The organism is Rhodococcus sp. 05-340-2, from assembly GCF_002258915.1.
Classification (GTDB): domain Bacteria; phylum Actinomycetota; class Actinomycetes; order Mycobacteriales; family Mycobacteriaceae; genus Rhodococcoides.
Window position 1 is genome coordinate 655,896 of sequence record NZ_NOYU01000010.1, and the last position, 17,140, is coordinate 673,035.

The window sequence follows — 17,140 nt, forward strand, 5'->3', positions numbered from 1 at the left end:
TAGGGGTCAGCGGTAGCCCTTGGCGGGGTTCTGCAGGTCCAGCACGATGGTCTGGCCGTTGGAGCGCACGTGGATCTCGGGGTTCTGCAGGCCACCCGAGACGAGGTACTCGCCGAGGAGCTGGAGCAGCTCGTCGGGGCCCACGGAGGTGTCGGGGGTGCGGATGTCGCCGGTGCGGCTGCCGAGCTCGTTCTGGGTCAAGCGTCCTGCGATGCGTACCGAAGCGACACCCATGGCGGTGCGACGGTCGGGTCCCTGGCCGCGGCCGAGCGACGGCGAGGAGCCGGCGGTGGAGCCGTGAGACGTGGAGCGGCCGTTGGTGGGCAGGCCGTGTTCTGAGATCTGATCGCTTGTAGTCACTTCAACCTCGTTCGATTCCGTGGCGGGCTTCTCTGGACGACGTCGATCCGCGTGGGGGGTCGTTGAATCCGTGGCGGACGACGTTGCTGGTGCAGGCGTTGTTGCGGACGCCTTCTCGGTGGACGTGACCACTGCCTCCGACTTCTCGGTGGTAGCAGTCTCGACTGCCTTCTCGGCGGGCGCTGCCGCCGAAGAATCGGTGCGGACACCGGCGGGTGAAGCGGAGTCGGACTTCGGCGGCGTCGCCAAACGATGCGCGGGAGCGCCACCGACCTTGATCCCGGCCAATGGGTAGTTCGATCCCTTAGTCATGTCGTTTTCCACTTCATCGTGATTCCCAGGTGATTCCGCGCCGAGATGTCACGATCGGGTATCGATCAGGACGGTCTGGTCGGCGTCGAGCACGCAAAACGTACTCGAAGTTTGTTCGGACTCGCTGAGAGTAGCATCACGATTGTTTACGACGCCATTTTTTGACCGAAGCTCTTGTTCTGGATCCTGAACCACACGGCGAATCCCCAGGCCACGAACGCGGCATACACGAGGTAGAGAACCGCGGACGGATAGAACCCGGCGACGATCAGCAGTGGTACGCCCACGATGTCCACCGCAATCCAGATCAGCCAGAACTCGGTGAGGCCACGCGCCATTCCGAAGGTCGCCAGCATGGATCCGGTGAAGATCCATGCGTCGGCCCACTTGCCGAACGAGCCGAGGTAGCCGAACAGTTGCGCGAACACCACCGTGCCCACGATCGCGACGACGATCATCGCCGTCCGCTCCCGCGCCGTGCCCCACCTCGGCACGACTGCGGCCCCTGAACGCTTCGAATCGCGCAGCCAGCGCATCAACCCGTAGACGCTCACGGCGATGAACATCAGCTGTCGCCCGGCCTGGCCGTACAGATCGAGCGCCTGCGGAGTATGGAACACGCCGCCGAGAAAGACGGTGAACAGCAACGCATTTCCGATGATGCCCACCGGCCACGCCCACACGACGCGTCGCATCCCACCGATCGCCGAGAGCAGGCCGAAACCGTTGCCGACCACCTCACGCCACAGAATCGGGTGCCCGAGAACGGAGAATTCCGCGTCGAGCAGGTCGATCAGCACGAGCCCGCAACGAGCGAGTGCAAGCTACTGATCACCGGCGGCGACGAGTGGTTCGAGGGTCAGTTCGGGCATTTCCTTCTGGATGTACTGCAGCCGCCACTTGTCGCTCACCAGCGCCAACAGCGCGCCGTCGGTGCGGGTGAAGACCTCGACACCGCGTTGGCGACCCAACTCGACGGCCGAGGCCGCGTCGGTGCGTCGAGCAAGGGAGTATCCGAGTGGTTCCATGCGAGCATCGACGCCGAACTCGGTCTTCATCCGTGCGGTGACGACCTCGAACTGCATGGGTCCGACGGCGGCGAGCACGGGGGACGCGTCGCCGCGAATGTCGTTGCGCAGCACCTGAACGACGCCCTCGGAGTCGAGTTGCTCGACGGCCCGGCGGAACTTCTTGTACTTGTCGGCGCTGTCGACGCGCAGTGCCGAGAAGTGCTCGGGTGCGAACGACGGGATGGGCGGGAACTCGACCTTCTTGTCGGTGTAGAGCGTGTGACCGGGGGCCAGTGCGGTCGCGTTGACGAGGCCGACGATGTCTCCCGGGTAGGCGTTCTCGACGGTCGTACGGTCGCGACCGAACACCGTCAACGCGTACTTGGTGGTGAACGGCTTCTTGGTCTGCGAGTGGGTGACGACCATGCCGCGCTCGAACACTCCGGAGACGACGCGCATGAATGCCAGCCGGTCGCGGTGCGCGGTGTCCATGCCCGCCTGCACCTTGAACACGACCGCGCTGAACGGATCGGTGACCTCGCGTACGCCGCCGGAGACGTCGTCACGCGGGCCGGGTGACGGAGCGAGTGCCACGAGTGTGTCGAGAATCTGCCGGACGCCGAAGTTGAGCATCGCGGAGCCGAAGATCACCGGCGACGTCTGACCGGCCAGGAACATCTCCTGATCGTGCTGCTGACCGCTCGAGATCAGTAGATCGCTCTCCTCGACGGCGGTGTCCCAGTCGACGCCCTCACGCTCGGCCGCGGCCTCGGCCGTCATGAATTCCTCGGGCGCGATGGTCGCACCACCGGCGGTACGGGTGAAACGGATGTAGCTGCCGTCCTGTACGTCGAGCAGGCCGCGGAAGTCACCGGCGATCCCGACGGGCCAGTAGAGAGGCGTCGGCGTGAGGCCGATCCGCGACTCGATCTCGTCGAGGAGCTCGAGCGGCGACTGGCCCGGGCGGTCCCACTTGTTGATGACGGTGATGACCGGGATGCCGAACTGGCGGCACACCTGGAACAGTTTGAGGGTCTGCGGCTCGAGGCCTTTGGCGGCGTCGATCAGCATCACTGCCGCGTCGACGGCGGTCAGCACGCGGTAGGTGTCCTCGGAGAAGTCGGCGTGGCCGGGGGTGTCGACGAGGTTGATGACGTTGGTGATCTCGGCGTCGGGGGAGGTCTGGTAATTGAACTGCAGCGCAGTCGAACTCACCGAGATGCCGCGGGCCTTCTCCATCTCCATCCAGTCGGAGACGGTGGAGCGACGGCCGGCTTTGCCGTGGATGGCACCGGCCTCGGAGATGACACGTGCATGCAGGGCGAGGGCCTCGGTGAGCGTCGACTTACCGGCGTCGGGGTGCGAGATCACCGCGAATGTCCGACGCCTCGCGACCTCGGTCTCGAGCTCTTTGGCCTGGCCTCGGGTGGTCCCGGACTCGTCGAGCGCTGCCGGTCCGGACCCTTCGAGCGTTGCGTCGACGTCGGGGGTGCTGGACGGGGTACTCACGAAGACCTCATTCTCGTAGCAAGGGCGGCACCGAAAGAGTGGCCGGGGCAAAATCAAAGGATACGCGGCCCGTTGTTCCCCTCGGTCGGGGCGGGAGTGCCTACTGTGAACGGTGGGCCGGGAGATCCCTCACGAGGAGATGCGCGTTGAGCAAGTTCACCGAAGAGATGTTCGAGACCGCGAGCACCAGCAAGCACGGTCTGGTCACCGGCGAGCCCGACGAGGCGCTTCGGCAGTCCTGGGGTGAGATCCACGAGCAGGCGCGGCGCATGGCCGGGGCCCTGGCCGACGCAGGCGTCGAACACGGGGACGCGATCGGGATCCTGGCCGGTCAGCCGGTCGACATCGCGCCCGCGTGCCAGGCGACGTGGATGCGCGGGGGATCGGTGACGATGCTGCACCAGCCCACTCCTCGGACCGACCTCGCCGTCTGGGGTGAGGACACCGAGACCGTCGTGCGGATGATCGAGGCCAAGGCCGTGATTCTCGGGGCTCCGTTCGACATCGCCGCACCGGTGCTCGAGGAGCGCGGCATCACCGTGCTGAAGATCGAGGACATGAAGACCGGTCGCGACATCGATCCGGTGCCGACGGCCGAGTCCGATATCGCGCTGCAGCAACTCACGTCCGGCTCGACCGGTTCGCCGAAGGCCGTGCGGATCACGCACGAGAACTTCTACGTCAATGCCTACGCCATGATCGATCGCATCGAATTCGATGTCGATTCCGATGTGATGGTCAGCTGGTTGCCACTGTTCCACGACATGGGGATGGTGGGCTTTCTGTCGGTGCCGATGCAGGTCGGTGCCGAGGTCGTCAGCATCACGCCACTGGACTTCCTGCGCTCGCCGCTGCTGTGGGCCAAGCTGATTCACAAGTACCGCGGAACCGTCACCGCAGCACCCAACTTCGCGTACTCGCTGCTGGCGCGGCGGTTGAGTCAGGCCGAGGACGATCTGGATCTCGATCTGTCGACTCTGCGCTACGCCTGGAACGGAGCCGAGCCGGTCGATCCGGACACCATGACCGCGCTCGCCGAGGCCGGGGCCCGGTACAAGCTGAACCCGCTGGCCCTGGCTCCGGTCTACGGAATGGCGGAAACGACTCTCGCAGTGTCGATTCCGGATCCCGCTCAGGGGCAGGTGATCGACGTGGTCGACGCGGACCTGCTCGAGACCCTCGGTCGCGCGGTCCCGTCCACCCGTGGCAACACCCGTTCCCTCGCGACGCTCGGCAAGTTCGTTCCCGGGTTGGAGGGACGCGTCGTCGACAAGGAGGGGCAGGTGCTCACCGCGCGCGGCGTCGGCATCATCGAGGTGCGAGGCAAGGCCGTCACGCCCGGATACATCACCGTGGAGGGTCCGGTGTCGACGCTCGACGAGGACGGCTGGCTCGATACCGGTGACGTCGGCTACATCACCGAGGACGAACTGGTGGTCGTCTGCGGACGTATCAAGGACGTCATCATCATGGGTGGTCGCAACATCTATCCCACCGACATCGAACGGGCCGCGGGCACCGTTGCGGGTGTGCGGCCGGGCAATGCCGTCGCCATTCGGCTCGATGCCGGTGACAAGCGCGAAAGTTTCGCGGTGGCAGTGGAAACCAACGACATCGACAACCCTGACGAGGTCAAGCGCATCGAACGCGAAGTGATCCACGCGGTGCACTCGGAGGTGGGTGTACGGCCCCGAACCGTTGCGGTATTGGGGCCGGGCAGTATTCCGAAGACGTCGAGCGGCAAACTGCGTCGAGCGAATTCGGCGTCGCTGCTGAACTGAAACGGGCTGCAGACCTCACACCCTTTCTGCGGGGTGCGCGCCCACGCTCGGACGCGAGAGGCGGCGCGCGCCTCACAACAGGGGTGTGAGGTTCGCTCTCGATCAGCGCGGGTGCACCCTGTTCTGGGCGGCTTCGAGGCCGGCCGAGAGCAGGAGCTCCGCAGCATCGGCGGCTTCCTCGACGACGACGCCGAGGTCCTTGCGCTCGGGTGCGGAGAATGGCTTGAGCACGAACGACGCCGGATCCATTCGCCCCGGTGGCCGCCCGACGCCGACGCGCACCCGCAGGTAGTCCTTGGTGCTCAGGTGCTGCGAGATCGAGCGGAGGCCGTTGTGGCCGCCTTCGCCGCCGCCGAGTTTGAGTCGCAGAGCACCGAAGTCGATGTCCAACTCGTCGTGCACCACCACGATGTTCGCAGGCTCGATCGAGAAGAAACGCGCCAACGCAGCCACCGGCTGGCCCGAGAGATTCATGAAGGTACGCGGCTTGGCGATGATCACCGAGCGACTGCCGAGACGGGCCTGCACGATGTCGGAGTTGGACTTCTTGTGCGAGGAGAACGACCCGCCGATGCGTCCGGCAAGGGCGTCGGCCACCATGAATCCCACGTTGTGACGGGTCTTTTCGTACTGTGGTCCGGGATTGCCGAGGCCTACGATCAGGGCCGGCGCTTCGGGGTCAACACTCACGGTCGTCATTCTCTCATCGGTGATTCGAAACGAACGGCGCGCCGGTCCCGTGGGGGGAGCGACGCGCCGTTCGACAAGCGGGGTGAGTATCAGCTCTCGTCGGAGCTTTCCTCGTCCTTGGACTCGGCTTCTTCCTGAGTCTCGGCCTCGCCCTCTTCGGAGATGGGCTCGGTGCCTTCGCCGTCGGCCTCGAGGTCTTCTTCGGACGGAGCCTCGACGACGTTGACGAGGAGCGTCTCGCCATCGGAGACCAGCGTGACGCCGGACGGAAGGTCCAGGTCGGCTGCGGTGATCTGGGTACCGATCTGAGCCTCTTCGACGGAGACGACGAAGTTCTCGGGGATCTCCAGTGCGTCGGCCTCGATCTCGACCGAGGTCGAATCGGTGGTGACCAGGGTGCCCGGTGCGGCGTCGCCCTCGACGATGATGTTGACCTCGACGGTGACGCGCTCGCCCTTCTTCAGGACGAGGAGGTCGGCGTGCTCGATGCTGCGACGGATCGGGTGCACGACGATCGACTTGGTCAGAGCCAGCTGGGACTTGCCGTCGATGTCGAGGGTCAGCACGGCGTTGGTGCCGTCGTTACGCAGCACCGCTGCGAACGCGCGTGCGTCCAGCGCGAGGTGCTGGGGGTCGGTGGCGTGTCCGTACAGAACGGCGGGCACGAGGCCGTCGCGACGGGTGCGGCGAGCAGCGCCCTTGCCGAATTCGGTGCGGACCAGCGCGGTGAGATTATTTACCTTCGATGCCATGGTGCTAGATGCTCCTGATAAAAGTGGTTCTTGCGGCGTACTTCGTCGGGCGGTCAAGCTCGTCGGGGCGGACACGAACGAGCGCGGCCAACGGGGCCGAGCCGCGTCGATAACGGTGGATCCGAACATTTCCGGATCTACCCTCGCCGAGACAACCTGGGAAACAATACACGACCACGTCAGGTGCGTGGAAGCTCGACCCCTGCTACGAACGTGCGTGCACCTGCGAGTGCAGCGAGAAGGTCGGACGCGATGCCCCGCGCGACCACTATCGCGTCGTCGCGAGCTCCCGCCGTCCCCATCACCACCGCGCCCTCGTGCAACACCGACAGTCGGGTTCCCAGCTGTTCGGCGTCGGGGTATCCGGCTTCGTCGGCCAGTCGCGCGAAAAGCGATCTCGTCCAGTTCTTCTCGGACTCGATGATCGCGAGCACCGGGCTGTCGGTGCCGCCGAACTCCGCGAAGGCGTTGACGAATCCGCAGCCGCGGTGGTTGTTGCGCATCCAGGCGTCCAGGGCGTCGTACACCCCAAGGATGCGTGCGTCGCCGGGGTCGAGGGATTCGACGTACTGCGTCACGTGGTCGCACCACAGTCCGTACCGGCGGGTGAGATATCGCTGCACCAGGCCGTCCTTGGAGCCGAATCGGTCGTACAGGGTCTTCTTCGTGGTGCCGGCCTCCTCCGCGATGAGGTCGACTCCGACGGCGCGGATGCCGCGAGCGTAGAACAGTTCGCTGGCGACGGTCAGGATGCGTTCTCCGGCGGGGGTGAGTGGCTTGTCGAGCATGGTTGCCTTCCGAAAGCGCTGGTGAGCGACAGGTGCACTGCAAGTATACAGACCTGTATGTTTACATCGGTTCATGAGATCACGCGTCGACGCCATCGCAGGTACGGCACTGGTGGTGCTGTGGAGTTCGGGCTTCATCGGAGCCGAGCTCGGAACCGCCGAGGCACCGGCCCACACCCTTCTGGCCTGGCGCTACCTCGCCGCCGTTGTGCTGCTGATCGCGTGGTGCCGGTATCGAGGGCTGACCCCCACCTGGCATGCCATCCGAATCCACGCAGTCCTCGGCCTGTTCTGTCAGTTCCTCTACCTCGGAGCCACCATCACCGGAATCGGGATGGGCGTGCCACCCGGTGTCGCCGCGTTGATCGCCGCACTGCAGCCGCTGGTGGTCGCGATGGCGTCGAGCAGGGTCTTCGGCGAACGCGTCGGAGGACGGCAGACCCTGGGACTGGTCGTCGGGATCGTCGGGGTATCGCTGGTGGTGGTGGGGGACATGTCCGGTGCCGACCTCGCCTGGCCCGTCTATCTACTACCGGCTGCGGGCATGCTGGCACTGTCGGTGGGCACGATCGGTCAACGGCTACTGGACCCCACAGAGCCGATCCCCCTCGCGATGGCGATCCAATGTTCCATCAGTGCAGTCGGATTCATGACGTGGAGTGCGCTGGCCGGCGATGTCGCACCGCCGATGACGACGGGCTTCCTCGCGGCTGTCGCCTGGACGGTCGTGCTCTCCACCTTCGGGGCGTACGGCGCGTACCTGTTCGTGGTGCGTCGCAACGGACCCACTCGCGCCGGCGTGCTGCTCTACCTGACACCGCCGACGACGATGTTGTGGGCATTCGTGATGTTCGGCGACGCGATCACCTGGCTCGGAGTGGGTGGACTCGTGGTCTCGGCGATCGGGGTTGCTGCCTATGTGAGCGACAGTTCAACGGGTCGTTCCGCCGGCTCCACTCCTGCCGGCTCTGCTACGAAGTGTCACTCACCTGCGAGCGCAGCGAGCATCGTGTCCAGTTCCGCAAACGTGACGAAATAGTGGGGAGATGCACGAACGACGGCGTCGAGTCCCCGGCTCGTCATGTCCAGTTGCGTCGAGCTGCGGTAGCTGACTCGCACCGTCACTTCCCGGCCCCAGAGCCGGTCACGGACAGCCTCGGGCTCTTCGCCGTCCACTGTGAACGAGACGATGCCGCTCTTGCGGTCGCCCAGGTCGTGCACGGTCACCCCGGGGATCGTCCGGAGCCCGGCCCGAAGGTATTCGGCACGTTCGACAACGGCCTCTTCCACCTGGTCGATACCGAGCTCGAGGAGATAGTCCACGGCCGCTCCGAGGGCGAGCCTGGCCGCGACGTCGCACTCCCAGAACTCGAATCGCGTGGCGTCGTCGGCCATTCGATACGTCTGCCGGTCGACCCATTGGGCGCTGTGCAAGTCGAGGGCAGGCGGATGCAGCGTCGACGCCAATCCCGGCCGCAGGTAGAGGAAGCCGGTTCCGCGGGGACCGCGCAGCCATTTGCGGCCGGTGGCCGAGAGCGCATCGACTCCCAATTCCTCGACGTCGACGCGCATCTGCCCGATGGACTGGCAGGCGTCGAGCAGGACCAGTGCACCGTGGCGGTGCGCGAGATCGGCGACGGCACGGGCGGGATTGATCAGACCGCCGTTGGTGGGGGCGTGTACCACCGAGATCAGTTTCACTCGGTCGTCGAGCATCGATTCCAGTGCGTGCACGTCGATGCGTCCCGATTCGTCACTCGGGACGATCTCCACCGTTGCACCGGTGACCTCGGCGCGGTGGAGGGCGGAGATCGCATTGCTGGCGTATTCGGCCTCGCACAGCAGGATTCGGTCGCCGGGGGACAGCGGTACCGAGTAGAAGAAGTCGGTCCAGGCCCGCGTTGCCGAATCGCTCAGTGCGATGCTCGACGCCGGGGCTCCGATCAAGGTTCCGATCGAGGTCTTGACTGCGTCGAGGTCGTTCCGGCGTTCGGCCGCAGCCTGGTAGCCACCGATTTCTGCTTCCCGGCGCAGGTGCGCGATCGCGGTATCGAGGACAACGGTCGGAGGTAACGAGGATCCGGCGCTGTCGAGAAACACCCGGCCCGACGCACTCGGGGTGTCGCGTCGAATGCGGTCGTGATCGAGCATCGGTCGTCCTTTCGGTAGCGAACTCTCGGGCACCAGAGTTCCACAATCGGTAGCCTCGACGAGACGAGGGATCGCAGCGTTTTCGATCCCCGCAGCTGGGTACGTTCGGTAGCGGAGAACGTGTTGAGTGCGGAAAGAAGGAATGAGTGTCGTCCAACGAGAAGTCTCTCGGGCTGAGCTCGCGCCCGGCAGCAGAGGCATATGTGTCGAAGGTGTGTTTCAAGCTGGGGCCACCGGCTCTCGTCGGTGCCGAACTCGAGTGGCTCACCGCCCTCGATGACGGAACGCGTCCGACCCTCTCGGCTCTGGCCGCTGCGCTCGGTGATCATTCCCCGCGCAGTATCGATCCCGAGTCACCCGCCCTGTCGTTGCCGGGCGGAAGCATCGTCACCGTCGAACCCGGCGGTCAGGTCGAATTGTCCAGTTCGCCTTATACATCCGTTTCTCAACTCGCACCGATGCTCGACGCCGATGCGCGGCTGTTGCGGGACATTCTCGGTGATGCAGGCATCGACATCGCATCTGTTCCGGCAGATACCGCTCGGGCACCCGAACGCCTTCTGGTTCTACCTCGGTACTGCGCGATGGAGAATCGGTTCACCACCATCGGCCCCTTCGGGAAGTTGATGATGTGCAACACCGCTGCGGCTCAGGTGAGCGTCGACGCCGGCCGTGATCGCGCCGAGGTCGCCGCGCGCTGGCACATGCTCCACGTCATCGGTCCCGCCTTCGTGGCTGCGTTCGCGCGCTCTCCCGAACTCGCGGGTGCACCCGCGGGGCGGTGGGCATCCCAGCGGATGCGGACCTGGCTCGAACTCGATTCCAGCAGAACCGATTCCAGTAGGACTGCGGTTCCGAACACCGGAGACCCGATTGCCGACTACGCACGCTGGGCACTCGACGTTCCGCTGCTCTGCATCCAAGGAGTCGACCAGAACTGGGAAGCGCCTGCGGGTACGACGTTCGCACAGTGGTTGGACGATCCGGGCGTTGTAGGTCGCGCCCCCACGCACGGGGATCTCGACTATCACCTGACCACTCTGTTCCCCCAAGTGCGCGCCTGCGGGCACCTCGAGATTCGTTATCTCGACGCGCAGCCGGACGGCCAGTGGGTGGTTCCGGCGGCGGCGTTCGAGGCACTGCTGTCCACACCCGAACTGGTCGCACGCGCTACCGAGATCGGCGGCGGTACGGCCGGACGGTGGCTCGACGCAGCCCGCGTCGGGTTGGCAGATGACGACCTACGCAGGGCCGCAACCGAATTGCTCGACCTCGCAGCGGAGTTCGGCGGGGAGTTCACCGAACAGCTGTGGGCAGCATCTCGGCGGTGCCGAGCCGGGCTGCCGCCCGACGAGTTCGACGCCCTGTCGCCGACGAGTCACAGTCGAAAGGAATCGGTGTGAGCGCCGAACAACTCAGGAGCAGGATCGAAACGGTCCTCACTCGCAGCCGAGCCCGTAGTGCATCGCTGACCGATTGCGTCGACGAGACCGAACTGATGGCGCAGCACTCGCCGTTGATGAGTCCGCTGGTCTGGGATCTCGCCCACATCGGTAGCCAGGAAGAACTCTGGCTCGTACGCGATGTCGGTGGTCGAGATCCGGTGCGCCCCGACATCGACGAACTGTACGACGCGTTCAAGCACTCGCGTTCCTCACGCACGTCGCTTCCGCTGCTCACGCCGGACGAGGCGCGCGTCTACGTGCAGACCGTCCGCGACAAGGCCTGGGATGTGCTGGACCGCAGCACGTTCGAGGGTAGGCCGGTCGAGAAGCACGGTTTTGCGTTCGGCATGATCGCCCAGCACGAGCAGCAGCACGACGAGACCATGCTCGCGACCCATCAATTGCGTTCGGGACCCGCGGTTCTGACGGCTCCCGCTCCACCGGCCTCGGTGGTGCCGGTGTCGGGTGAGGCCGTCATCGCCGGTGGCACGTTCTCGATGGGGACCTCGCTCGACCCGTGGGCACTGGACAACGAGCGACCGGCTCATGCCGTGCACGTGCCGACCTTCGCCATCGACCGAGCCCCGATCACCAACGCGCAGTTCGAGGACTTCATCGCCGACGGTGGTTACGAACGCCGTGAACTGTGGACCGAGAAGGGTTGGCTGCATCGCGTCGATGCCGATCTGACCGCGCCGCAGTTCTGGGAGGCCGACTCCGATGGCACGTGGTGGCGTCGCAACTTCGGCGTGCGAAAGCCGGTGCGCCCGCATCAGCCCGTGGTGCACGTCAGCTGGTTCGAGGCCGACGCCTACGCGCGCTGGGCAGGCAAGCGTCTGCCGACGGAGGCGGAGTGGGAGAAAGCCGCGCGTTTCGACGCCAACACTCGCACCAGCAACGCCTACCCTTGGGGCGACGCGGAACCCACTGCCGTACATGCCAATCTGAACCAGCGGCATCTGGAACCGGCAGACGTCGGGGCGTATCCCGACGGTGCCTCCTCGGCCGGTGTGCATCACCTGATCGGTGACGTGTGGGAGTGGACCTCCTCGGATTTCGAGCCGTACCCAGGGTTCGAGGCGTTCCCGTACGCGGAGTACTCCGAGGTGTTTCTCCGCGGCGACTACAAGGTGTTGCGCGGCGGTTCGTTCGGCACCGACGAGGTGGCGTGTCGAGGGACGTTCCGCAACTGGGACCATCCGATCCGCCGCCAGATCTTCAGCGGATTCAGGTTGGCCCGCGACGTCGAGCCCAGCTGAATGTGCCGTCATCTCGGGTATCTGGGCGCTGCAACCTCTGTCGGATCGCTGCTGAGACAGGGTGATCACTCACTGCGCACCCAATCCTTCGCACCGAACGACATGCGCAGCGGCGGTACCGTCAACGCCGACGGATTCGGTGTCGCGTGGTGGGACGGCGACGCAGGGTTGCACAGCTACCGCAACCCGATGCCGATCTGGACCGACCCGGCAGTGGACGATGTTCTGCCGCAGATCGATTCGACGTCGGTGATCGCGGCGGTGCGATCGGCGACCGTCGGGATGCCGGTCGAACGCAGCGCCTGCGCCCCGTTCACCGACGGCCACTGGGCCTTCAGCCACAACGGTGTGGTGTTCGGCTGGCCGCAGTCGATGGCCGACCTGTGGTCGGAGGTACCGCCCATCGACGCGCTCGCGTTGCCCGCGCCCACCGATGCCGCCGCCCTGTGGGTCGTGCTGCGGAACCTGCTGCGCACCCACGATCCCGAGTCGGCCCTGCGCGTGCTGGTCCGCAGGGTCCTCGCGACGTCGCCCAAGGCTCGCCTGAATTTTCTGCTGTCGGACGGCGAGAGCATGTACGCCACGGCGGTGCATCATTCGTTGTCGGTTCTGCGGACCGAGGATTCGGTGACGATCGCCTCCGAACCCCTCGACGATCGACCCGACTGGATTTTCGTCGACGACCGACGCATGGTCGTCGCCACCACAGCCGATCTCACCATTTCCAGCCTGGAATCGTAAAGGAGCGTCATGAGCACGGTGGATGTACATCTGGCCGACACAGCATTGCTCGACGAGTTGCGCAAGGACGTGCGGGACGGTCTCACTGCCGATCCGAAGTGGCTCTCGCCCAAGTACTTCTACGACGCTCTGGGCAGCGAGCTCTTCGAGCAGATCACGGTGCTGCCGGAGTACTACCCGACGCGCACCGAGCGCGCCCTCCTCGAAGAGCATGCTCTGGATGTCGCCGAGGCAACCGAATCCACGATGTTGATCGAGCTCGGTTCCGGCTCCTCGGAGAAGACGAAGTTGCTGCTCTCCGCCGGAGTCAAGCACGGATCACTGAAAACGTATGTGCCACAGGATGTATCCATCTCGGCGCTCGAGGGTGCCATCGAGCAGATCGCGCAGGAGTTCCCGGCGCTCGAGGTGCACGGCATCGTCAGCGATTTCACCGATACTCTGCACAACCTGCCGGGCGGCGATCGCCGCACGATCGCATTTCTGGGCGGAACGCTCGGCAACCTGATCCCCGAGGAACGCCGGGAGTTTCTCGGAGCCATCGCCGACGCCCTGGATCCGGGCGAGTATCTGTTGCTCGGTGTCGGTCTGGTGATCGATCCGAAGGTTCTCGTTCCGGCGTACGACGACGCCGCCGGAGTGACCGCGAAGTTCAATCGAAACGTGTTGTCGGTGATCAACTCTCGCCTGGGCGGCAACTTCGATCCCGACGCCTTCGAGCACGTAGCGCTGTGGAATGCCGAGCAGGAGTGGATCGAGATGCGACTGCGGGCGACGTCGTCGCAGGATGTCTATCTCGCCGATCTCGATCTGCACGTGCACTTCGAGGCAGGTGAGGACCTACGCACCGAGATCTCGGCGAAATTCCGGCCCGAGGGCATCACCGCAGAACTCGCTGCAGCAGGATTCGACGTCGACCATCTGTGGTCCGACGCCGAATCCCGCTTCGCGCTCATCCTCGCTCGCAAGGGCTAGGCATGCGCTGACGCGACCACCGGAGTGGGCACCAGTGCACGCTACGACTGCCGATCGACGGGATACCGTCGATCGGCGTCGGTAGTGTGCAATCCGGCCCGGTGCCGGCCACTGTTTCACGGGAGTCGACGGTCCGTTGCTGCGATCGACTTCCGGCGACGCCGCACCACGGTGATGATTTCGTCCACGACGCGATCGAGGTCGGCAAGCGCCGTGGCCGCCGAGTATCGCAGCACCAACCATCCATCGAGCACCAACTCGTTCTGCCGTCGACGATCGTTGTTGAACGTTGCGGAATCCGTATGGAACTCTCGGCCATCGATTTCGACGATGACTCGTGCTCGATAATCGACCAGGTCACCGTAGAACTTCCCCACACGCGCATTGATCTCCATCGTGAAGTTGCGAGCGGTCAACGCCCGCGCTACCACGCGCTCCGGCTCGGATCGTGTTCTCGGGCAGCACGTTCGAAGCTGCTTCCGGACGGCAGCCATCCCGTGCATTCGCTGTGCCGTGTCACACAGTGTGGCGACCCGTCGCCACGGCAGATGATGGTCGATGGCGTTGTCGAAGAACTTCTCGAGATCGGGCGTCGACAGCGAGGTCGCGACGTCGACGAATGTCTGCTCCAGTGACACCACTCGCAGGCCTCGGTGGAGCTGGACCTCGACGAGGCGTCGGCGATGTATTCGAACCCACGGCACCGACCTCGACTGGACGTTCGGGGCCACCGTGACGTCGACCAGACGCGGTTCGTACTCGATCAGTCCCCACAACCAGGCCGCACTTTCGTGGCTCAACACGGCGTCCGGTTTCCACAGAGTCACACCGGTGCACAGTCCGAAGTAGTCCGGTTTCTCCGTCGCGTAGACCTTCGGCAGCAGGCGCACGAGCTCTCCCGACTGCGATCGTCTCGAAATACCGCTCGTACTGAGCCCTTGCGCCATCAACTGCTGCACCGTGTAAACCCCCATTGGTACACCGTTGCGGCTGGGGAGCCCGTGCAACAGTGGCAATCTCGCAATTGTGGATAACTCGATGACGTTATCCACAGGCAGGCCAGGCAGAGTGGGCACCAGTGCACGCTACGGACGCCGATCGACGGAATCCCGTCGATCGGCGTCGGTAGTGTGCAACCCTGCCCGGCCGTCGTCGCCCAGCACGGTCGACCTCGAGTTCAGGCATCCGCCAACGCGACCACCGGCGAAATTTGATTCGCACGTCGTGCCGGAGTCAGTGAGGCCCCGAGCGCGAGGAGTCCACCGCACAGCACGGTTCCGGCGATCACGGCCCACGGCAGAGTGGGAGCAGTGAGTCCGCGTGAATCCAGTGAGCCGAGCAGCGATTGCGCTGCGGCCCAGCCGTATCCGATGCCGAGAATCAAACCCAAGCCCATCGAGGCGATCACCATCTGACTGCTCTCCGAGACGATCATCGCCCGAATCTGAGTGCGGGTGAATCCGAGTGCACGCAACAGACCGATCTCTCGGGTGCGCTGCAGAATGCTCAGCAGCAGGTTGTTCACCATCCCGACCGCCGCGATGACGGCCGAGAACCCGATCAGCCCGGTCATGATTCCCACTGTCACGGTGAGGACCTGGTCGACGGACGCTTCGTCGTACTCGTTGACGAGCTTCGCCCGGTAGCTGAACATCGCGACGGCGAACGTGGTCACCAGCGTCACCCCGATGAGCAGTCCCACCGCGGTGCGGGTGCTGCGATCCGGATAGCGAACTGCGTTGGCCGAGGCCAATCTCGCCGCAGGTCCACGGCCGAACAGTTTCCCGACCAGCCTCAGCGTCGCGGGCAGAATTCGGTAAGCACCGACCATGATGCCGGTGAACGACGCGACACCGCCGAGGAAGGCGACCAGAACGCCGGTCGGGTTCACCATCCCGATCAGGATCCCGAGTCCGAGCAGCGCCACTCCGCCTGCGATCAGCACGATCGACAGCGCTGTACGCACCCGCCGCGATCGGGGCGTCTCCACTCCCGTGTCCACGGCACCTCCGGTTGCCTGAACAGGAGTCACGTCCAGCACTTTTCGAGACCCGACGTAGGACGCGAGCGTCGTAGTCAGCACCACGATCACTACCGGAAGGATCACCAGCGGCTGGACGGACGTGTATGCCACATCGGGCAACTGACCCGCCGAGACCGCAACGGCACGCGCGAGATGACTGGCACCGACACCGAGAACCAAACCGACTGCACCACCGAACAATCCGACGACGAAGCCTTCCTTCGCCACAGATCGACGCAGGTCACGCGCCCGGGCACCCAACAGTCGAAGGAGGGCGATGGTCCGGGTGCGGCCCGCGACGATCGTCGCGAACGTGTTCGACGTGACCACCGCCGCGACATACAGAGCAAGACCGATGAACACCAGCGCCACGCTGTACAGCGCGGTGATGGCTGCGCCGCCTTCCCCGCCGCCGAAGATGTCGACCAGGAACGCCGTCGCCTGAATCAACACCACACCGAAGAACGACGCCAGCGACGTCACCAGAAGACTGGCTCCGTGCTCTTTCGACGCCTGAGCCGACGTCAACCCACTCATCGGACGCTCTCCATTCCCAGCATGTAGCTCGAGATCTGTTCTGCACTCGAACGCCTGAGTTCGTTGACGATTCGCCCGTCGGCGAGGAAGACGATGCGATCGGCGTAACTTGCTGCGATGGGGTCGTGCGTGACCATCACGATCGACTGGCCGTACTCGCGTACCGCTGCGGCCAGGAGACCGAGAACCTCACGGCCGGTGCGGGAATCGAGGTTTCCGGTGGGTTCGTCGGCAAAGATGAGATGCGGCCGCGTACCGAGCGCGCGGGCGATCGCGACGCGCTGCTGCTGCCCACCCGAGAGCTGATGCGGGCGGTGGCTCACCCTTGTCTGCAAGCCCAGAGTGTCGATGAGCTGCTCGATCCATGCCGCCTCCTCGGCGGTGGGCACGCGGCCGTCGAGCTCGAACGGCAGCAGTATGTTGCCCCGAACATCGAGGGTGGGAACGAGATTGAACGACTGGAAGATGAAGCCGACCTGCGTGCGGCGCAGCGTGGTCAGTGCGTCGTCGTTGGCCGCGGTGATGTCGGCACCGGCCAGCATCAGATGTCCGGAGCTGGCGTTGTCCAGTCCTGCCATCACATGCATCAGGGTCGACTTGCCGGAACCGGACGGTCCCATGATGGCGGTGAACTGGCCACCGTGAATGTCGAGGGACACGTTGTCGAGGGCGCTCACCGGATTGGACGAGTCACCGAAATACTTGCTTACCTGGAATGCCCGGGCGACCGGGGGGAGCGTTGTTGTCATGCCCACAACGCTATGAATCGAACGGTCGCGAGTAATCAGGCTCGAGTAGTCGACCACT

General features: G+C 65.0%; 16 protein-coding genes. 6 read left to right on the forward strand and 10 right to left on the reverse strand.

Going from position 1 to position 17,140, the window contains the following annotated elements; all coding sequences use genetic code 11:
* Window positions 1–6 precede the first annotated feature (6 nt).
* The 3 genes from CH271_RS07425 to CH271_RS07435 all read right to left on the reverse strand — a co-directional run bounded on the left by CH271_RS07425 (window position 7) and on the right by CH271_RS07435 (window position 3,191).
* Entirely contained in the window at window positions 7–672 is a 666-nt protein-coding gene (locus tag CH271_RS07425) for a hypothetical protein (RefSeq protein ID WP_094633227.1), read from the reverse strand.
* Between the two features lie 146 nt (window positions 673–818).
* Window positions 819–1,472 carry a nicotinamide riboside transporter PnuC gene (gene pnuC / locus CH271_RS07430; RefSeq protein ID WP_037192018.1) on the reverse strand — a complete coding sequence of 218 codons (654 nt, stop codon included), beginning with the start codon at window positions 1,470–1,472 and terminating at the stop codon, window positions 819–821.
* A gap of 24 nt (window positions 1,473–1,496) precedes the next feature.
* A complete protein-coding gene (locus CH271_RS07435) occupies window positions 1,497–3,191 on the reverse strand; it encodes a peptide chain release factor 3 (RefSeq protein WP_037192020.1) in 1,695 nt (564 codons plus the stop codon).
* A gap of 146 nt (window positions 3,192–3,337) precedes the next feature.
* On the opposite strand from CH271_RS07435, the gene CH271_RS07440 reads away from it, so the two are divergent.
* A complete protein-coding gene (locus CH271_RS07440) occupies window positions 3,338–4,972 on the forward strand; it encodes a fatty acyl-AMP ligase (RefSeq protein ID WP_094633135.1) in 1,635 nt (544 codons plus the stop codon).
* A gap of 102 nt (window positions 4,973–5,074) precedes the next feature.
* On the opposite strand, the gene pth is transcribed toward CH271_RS07440, so the two are convergent.
* The 3 genes from pth to CH271_RS07455 form a co-directional block, all read right to left on the reverse strand.
* A complete protein-coding gene (gene pth / locus CH271_RS07445) occupies window positions 5,075–5,662 on the reverse strand; it encodes an aminoacyl-tRNA hydrolase (RefSeq protein WP_256986302.1) in 588 nt (195 codons plus the stop codon).
* 89 nt (window positions 5,663–5,751) lie between these two features.
* Complete coding sequence (locus tag CH271_RS07450; protein ID WP_094633137.1) at window positions 5,752–6,414, reverse strand: 50S ribosomal protein L25/general stress protein Ctc; 663 nt, start codon at window positions 6,412–6,414, stop codon at window positions 5,752–5,754.
* Between the two features lie 179 nt (window positions 6,415–6,593).
* Window positions 6,594–7,202 carry a TetR/AcrR family transcriptional regulator gene (locus CH271_RS07455; RefSeq protein WP_094633138.1) on the reverse strand — a complete coding sequence of 203 codons (609 nt, stop codon included), beginning with the start codon at window positions 7,200–7,202 and terminating at the stop codon, window positions 6,594–6,596.
* A 73-nt stretch (window positions 7,203–7,275) separates the two neighbouring features.
* Between CH271_RS07455 and CH271_RS07460 the strand changes: the two genes are divergently transcribed.
* Window positions 7,276–8,241, forward strand: a complete 966-nt coding sequence (locus CH271_RS07460; RefSeq protein WP_094633139.1) for a DMT family transporter — start codon at window positions 7,276–7,278, stop codon at window positions 8,239–8,241.
* On the opposite strand, the gene CH271_RS07465 is transcribed toward CH271_RS07460, so the two are convergent.
* Window positions 8,184–9,353, reverse strand: a complete 1,170-nt coding sequence (locus CH271_RS07465; RefSeq protein ID WP_094633140.1) for an aminotransferase class V-fold PLP-dependent enzyme — start codon at window positions 9,351–9,353, stop codon at window positions 8,184–8,186. The genes CH271_RS07460 and CH271_RS07465 overlap by 58 nt on opposite strands.
* A 146-nt stretch (window positions 9,354–9,499) precedes the next feature.
* On the opposite strand from CH271_RS07465, the gene egtA reads away from it, so the two are divergent.
* Genes egtA through egtD form a run of 4 tightly spaced genes read left to right on the forward strand, consistent with a single transcriptional unit; the run spans window position 9,500 to window position 13,773 of the window.
* The gene (egtA, locus tag CH271_RS07470) at window positions 9,500–10,756 is read left to right on the forward strand and encodes an ergothioneine biosynthesis glutamate--cysteine ligase EgtA (RefSeq protein WP_094633141.1); all 1,257 of its coding nucleotides are present in this window, start codon (window positions 9,500–9,502) and stop codon (window positions 10,754–10,756) included.
* A complete protein-coding gene (gene egtB / locus CH271_RS07475; protein ID WP_094633142.1) occupies window positions 10,753–12,057 on the forward strand; it encodes an ergothioneine biosynthesis protein EgtB in 1,305 nt (434 codons plus the stop codon). Before egtA ends, egtB begins: the two co-directional genes overlap by 4 nt.
* Entirely contained in the window at window positions 12,058–12,798 is a 741-nt protein-coding gene (gene egtC, locus CH271_RS07480; protein ID WP_094633143.1) for an ergothioneine biosynthesis protein EgtC, read from the forward strand. It begins immediately after the preceding gene.
* A 9-nt stretch (window positions 12,799–12,807) separates the two neighbouring features.
* Window positions 12,808–13,773 (forward strand): L-histidine N(alpha)-methyltransferase, encoded by a 966-nt coding sequence (gene egtD / locus CH271_RS07485; RefSeq protein WP_094633144.1) that lies wholly within the window; start codon window positions 12,808–12,810, stop codon window positions 13,771–13,773.
* 116 nt (window positions 13,774–13,889) lie between these two features.
* Here the strand turns inward: egtD and CH271_RS07490 are convergent, their stop codons facing one another.
* The 3 genes from CH271_RS07490 to CH271_RS07500 form a co-directional block, all read right to left on the reverse strand.
* Complete coding sequence (locus tag CH271_RS07490) at window positions 13,890–14,747, reverse strand: DUF559 domain-containing protein (protein WP_094633145.1); 858 nt, start codon at window positions 14,745–14,747, stop codon at window positions 13,890–13,892.
* A 203-nt stretch (window positions 14,748–14,950) separates the two neighbouring features.
* Window positions 14,951–16,333 (reverse strand): ABC transporter permease, encoded by a 1,383-nt coding sequence (locus CH271_RS07495; RefSeq protein WP_094633146.1) that lies wholly within the window; start codon window positions 16,331–16,333, stop codon window positions 14,951–14,953.
* Window positions 16,330–17,082 (reverse strand): ABC transporter ATP-binding protein, encoded by a 753-nt coding sequence (locus CH271_RS07500; RefSeq protein ID WP_094633147.1) that lies wholly within the window; start codon window positions 17,080–17,082, stop codon window positions 16,330–16,332. Before CH271_RS07500 ends, CH271_RS07495 begins: the two co-directional genes overlap by 4 nt.
* Window positions 17,083–17,140 lie beyond the last annotated feature (58 nt).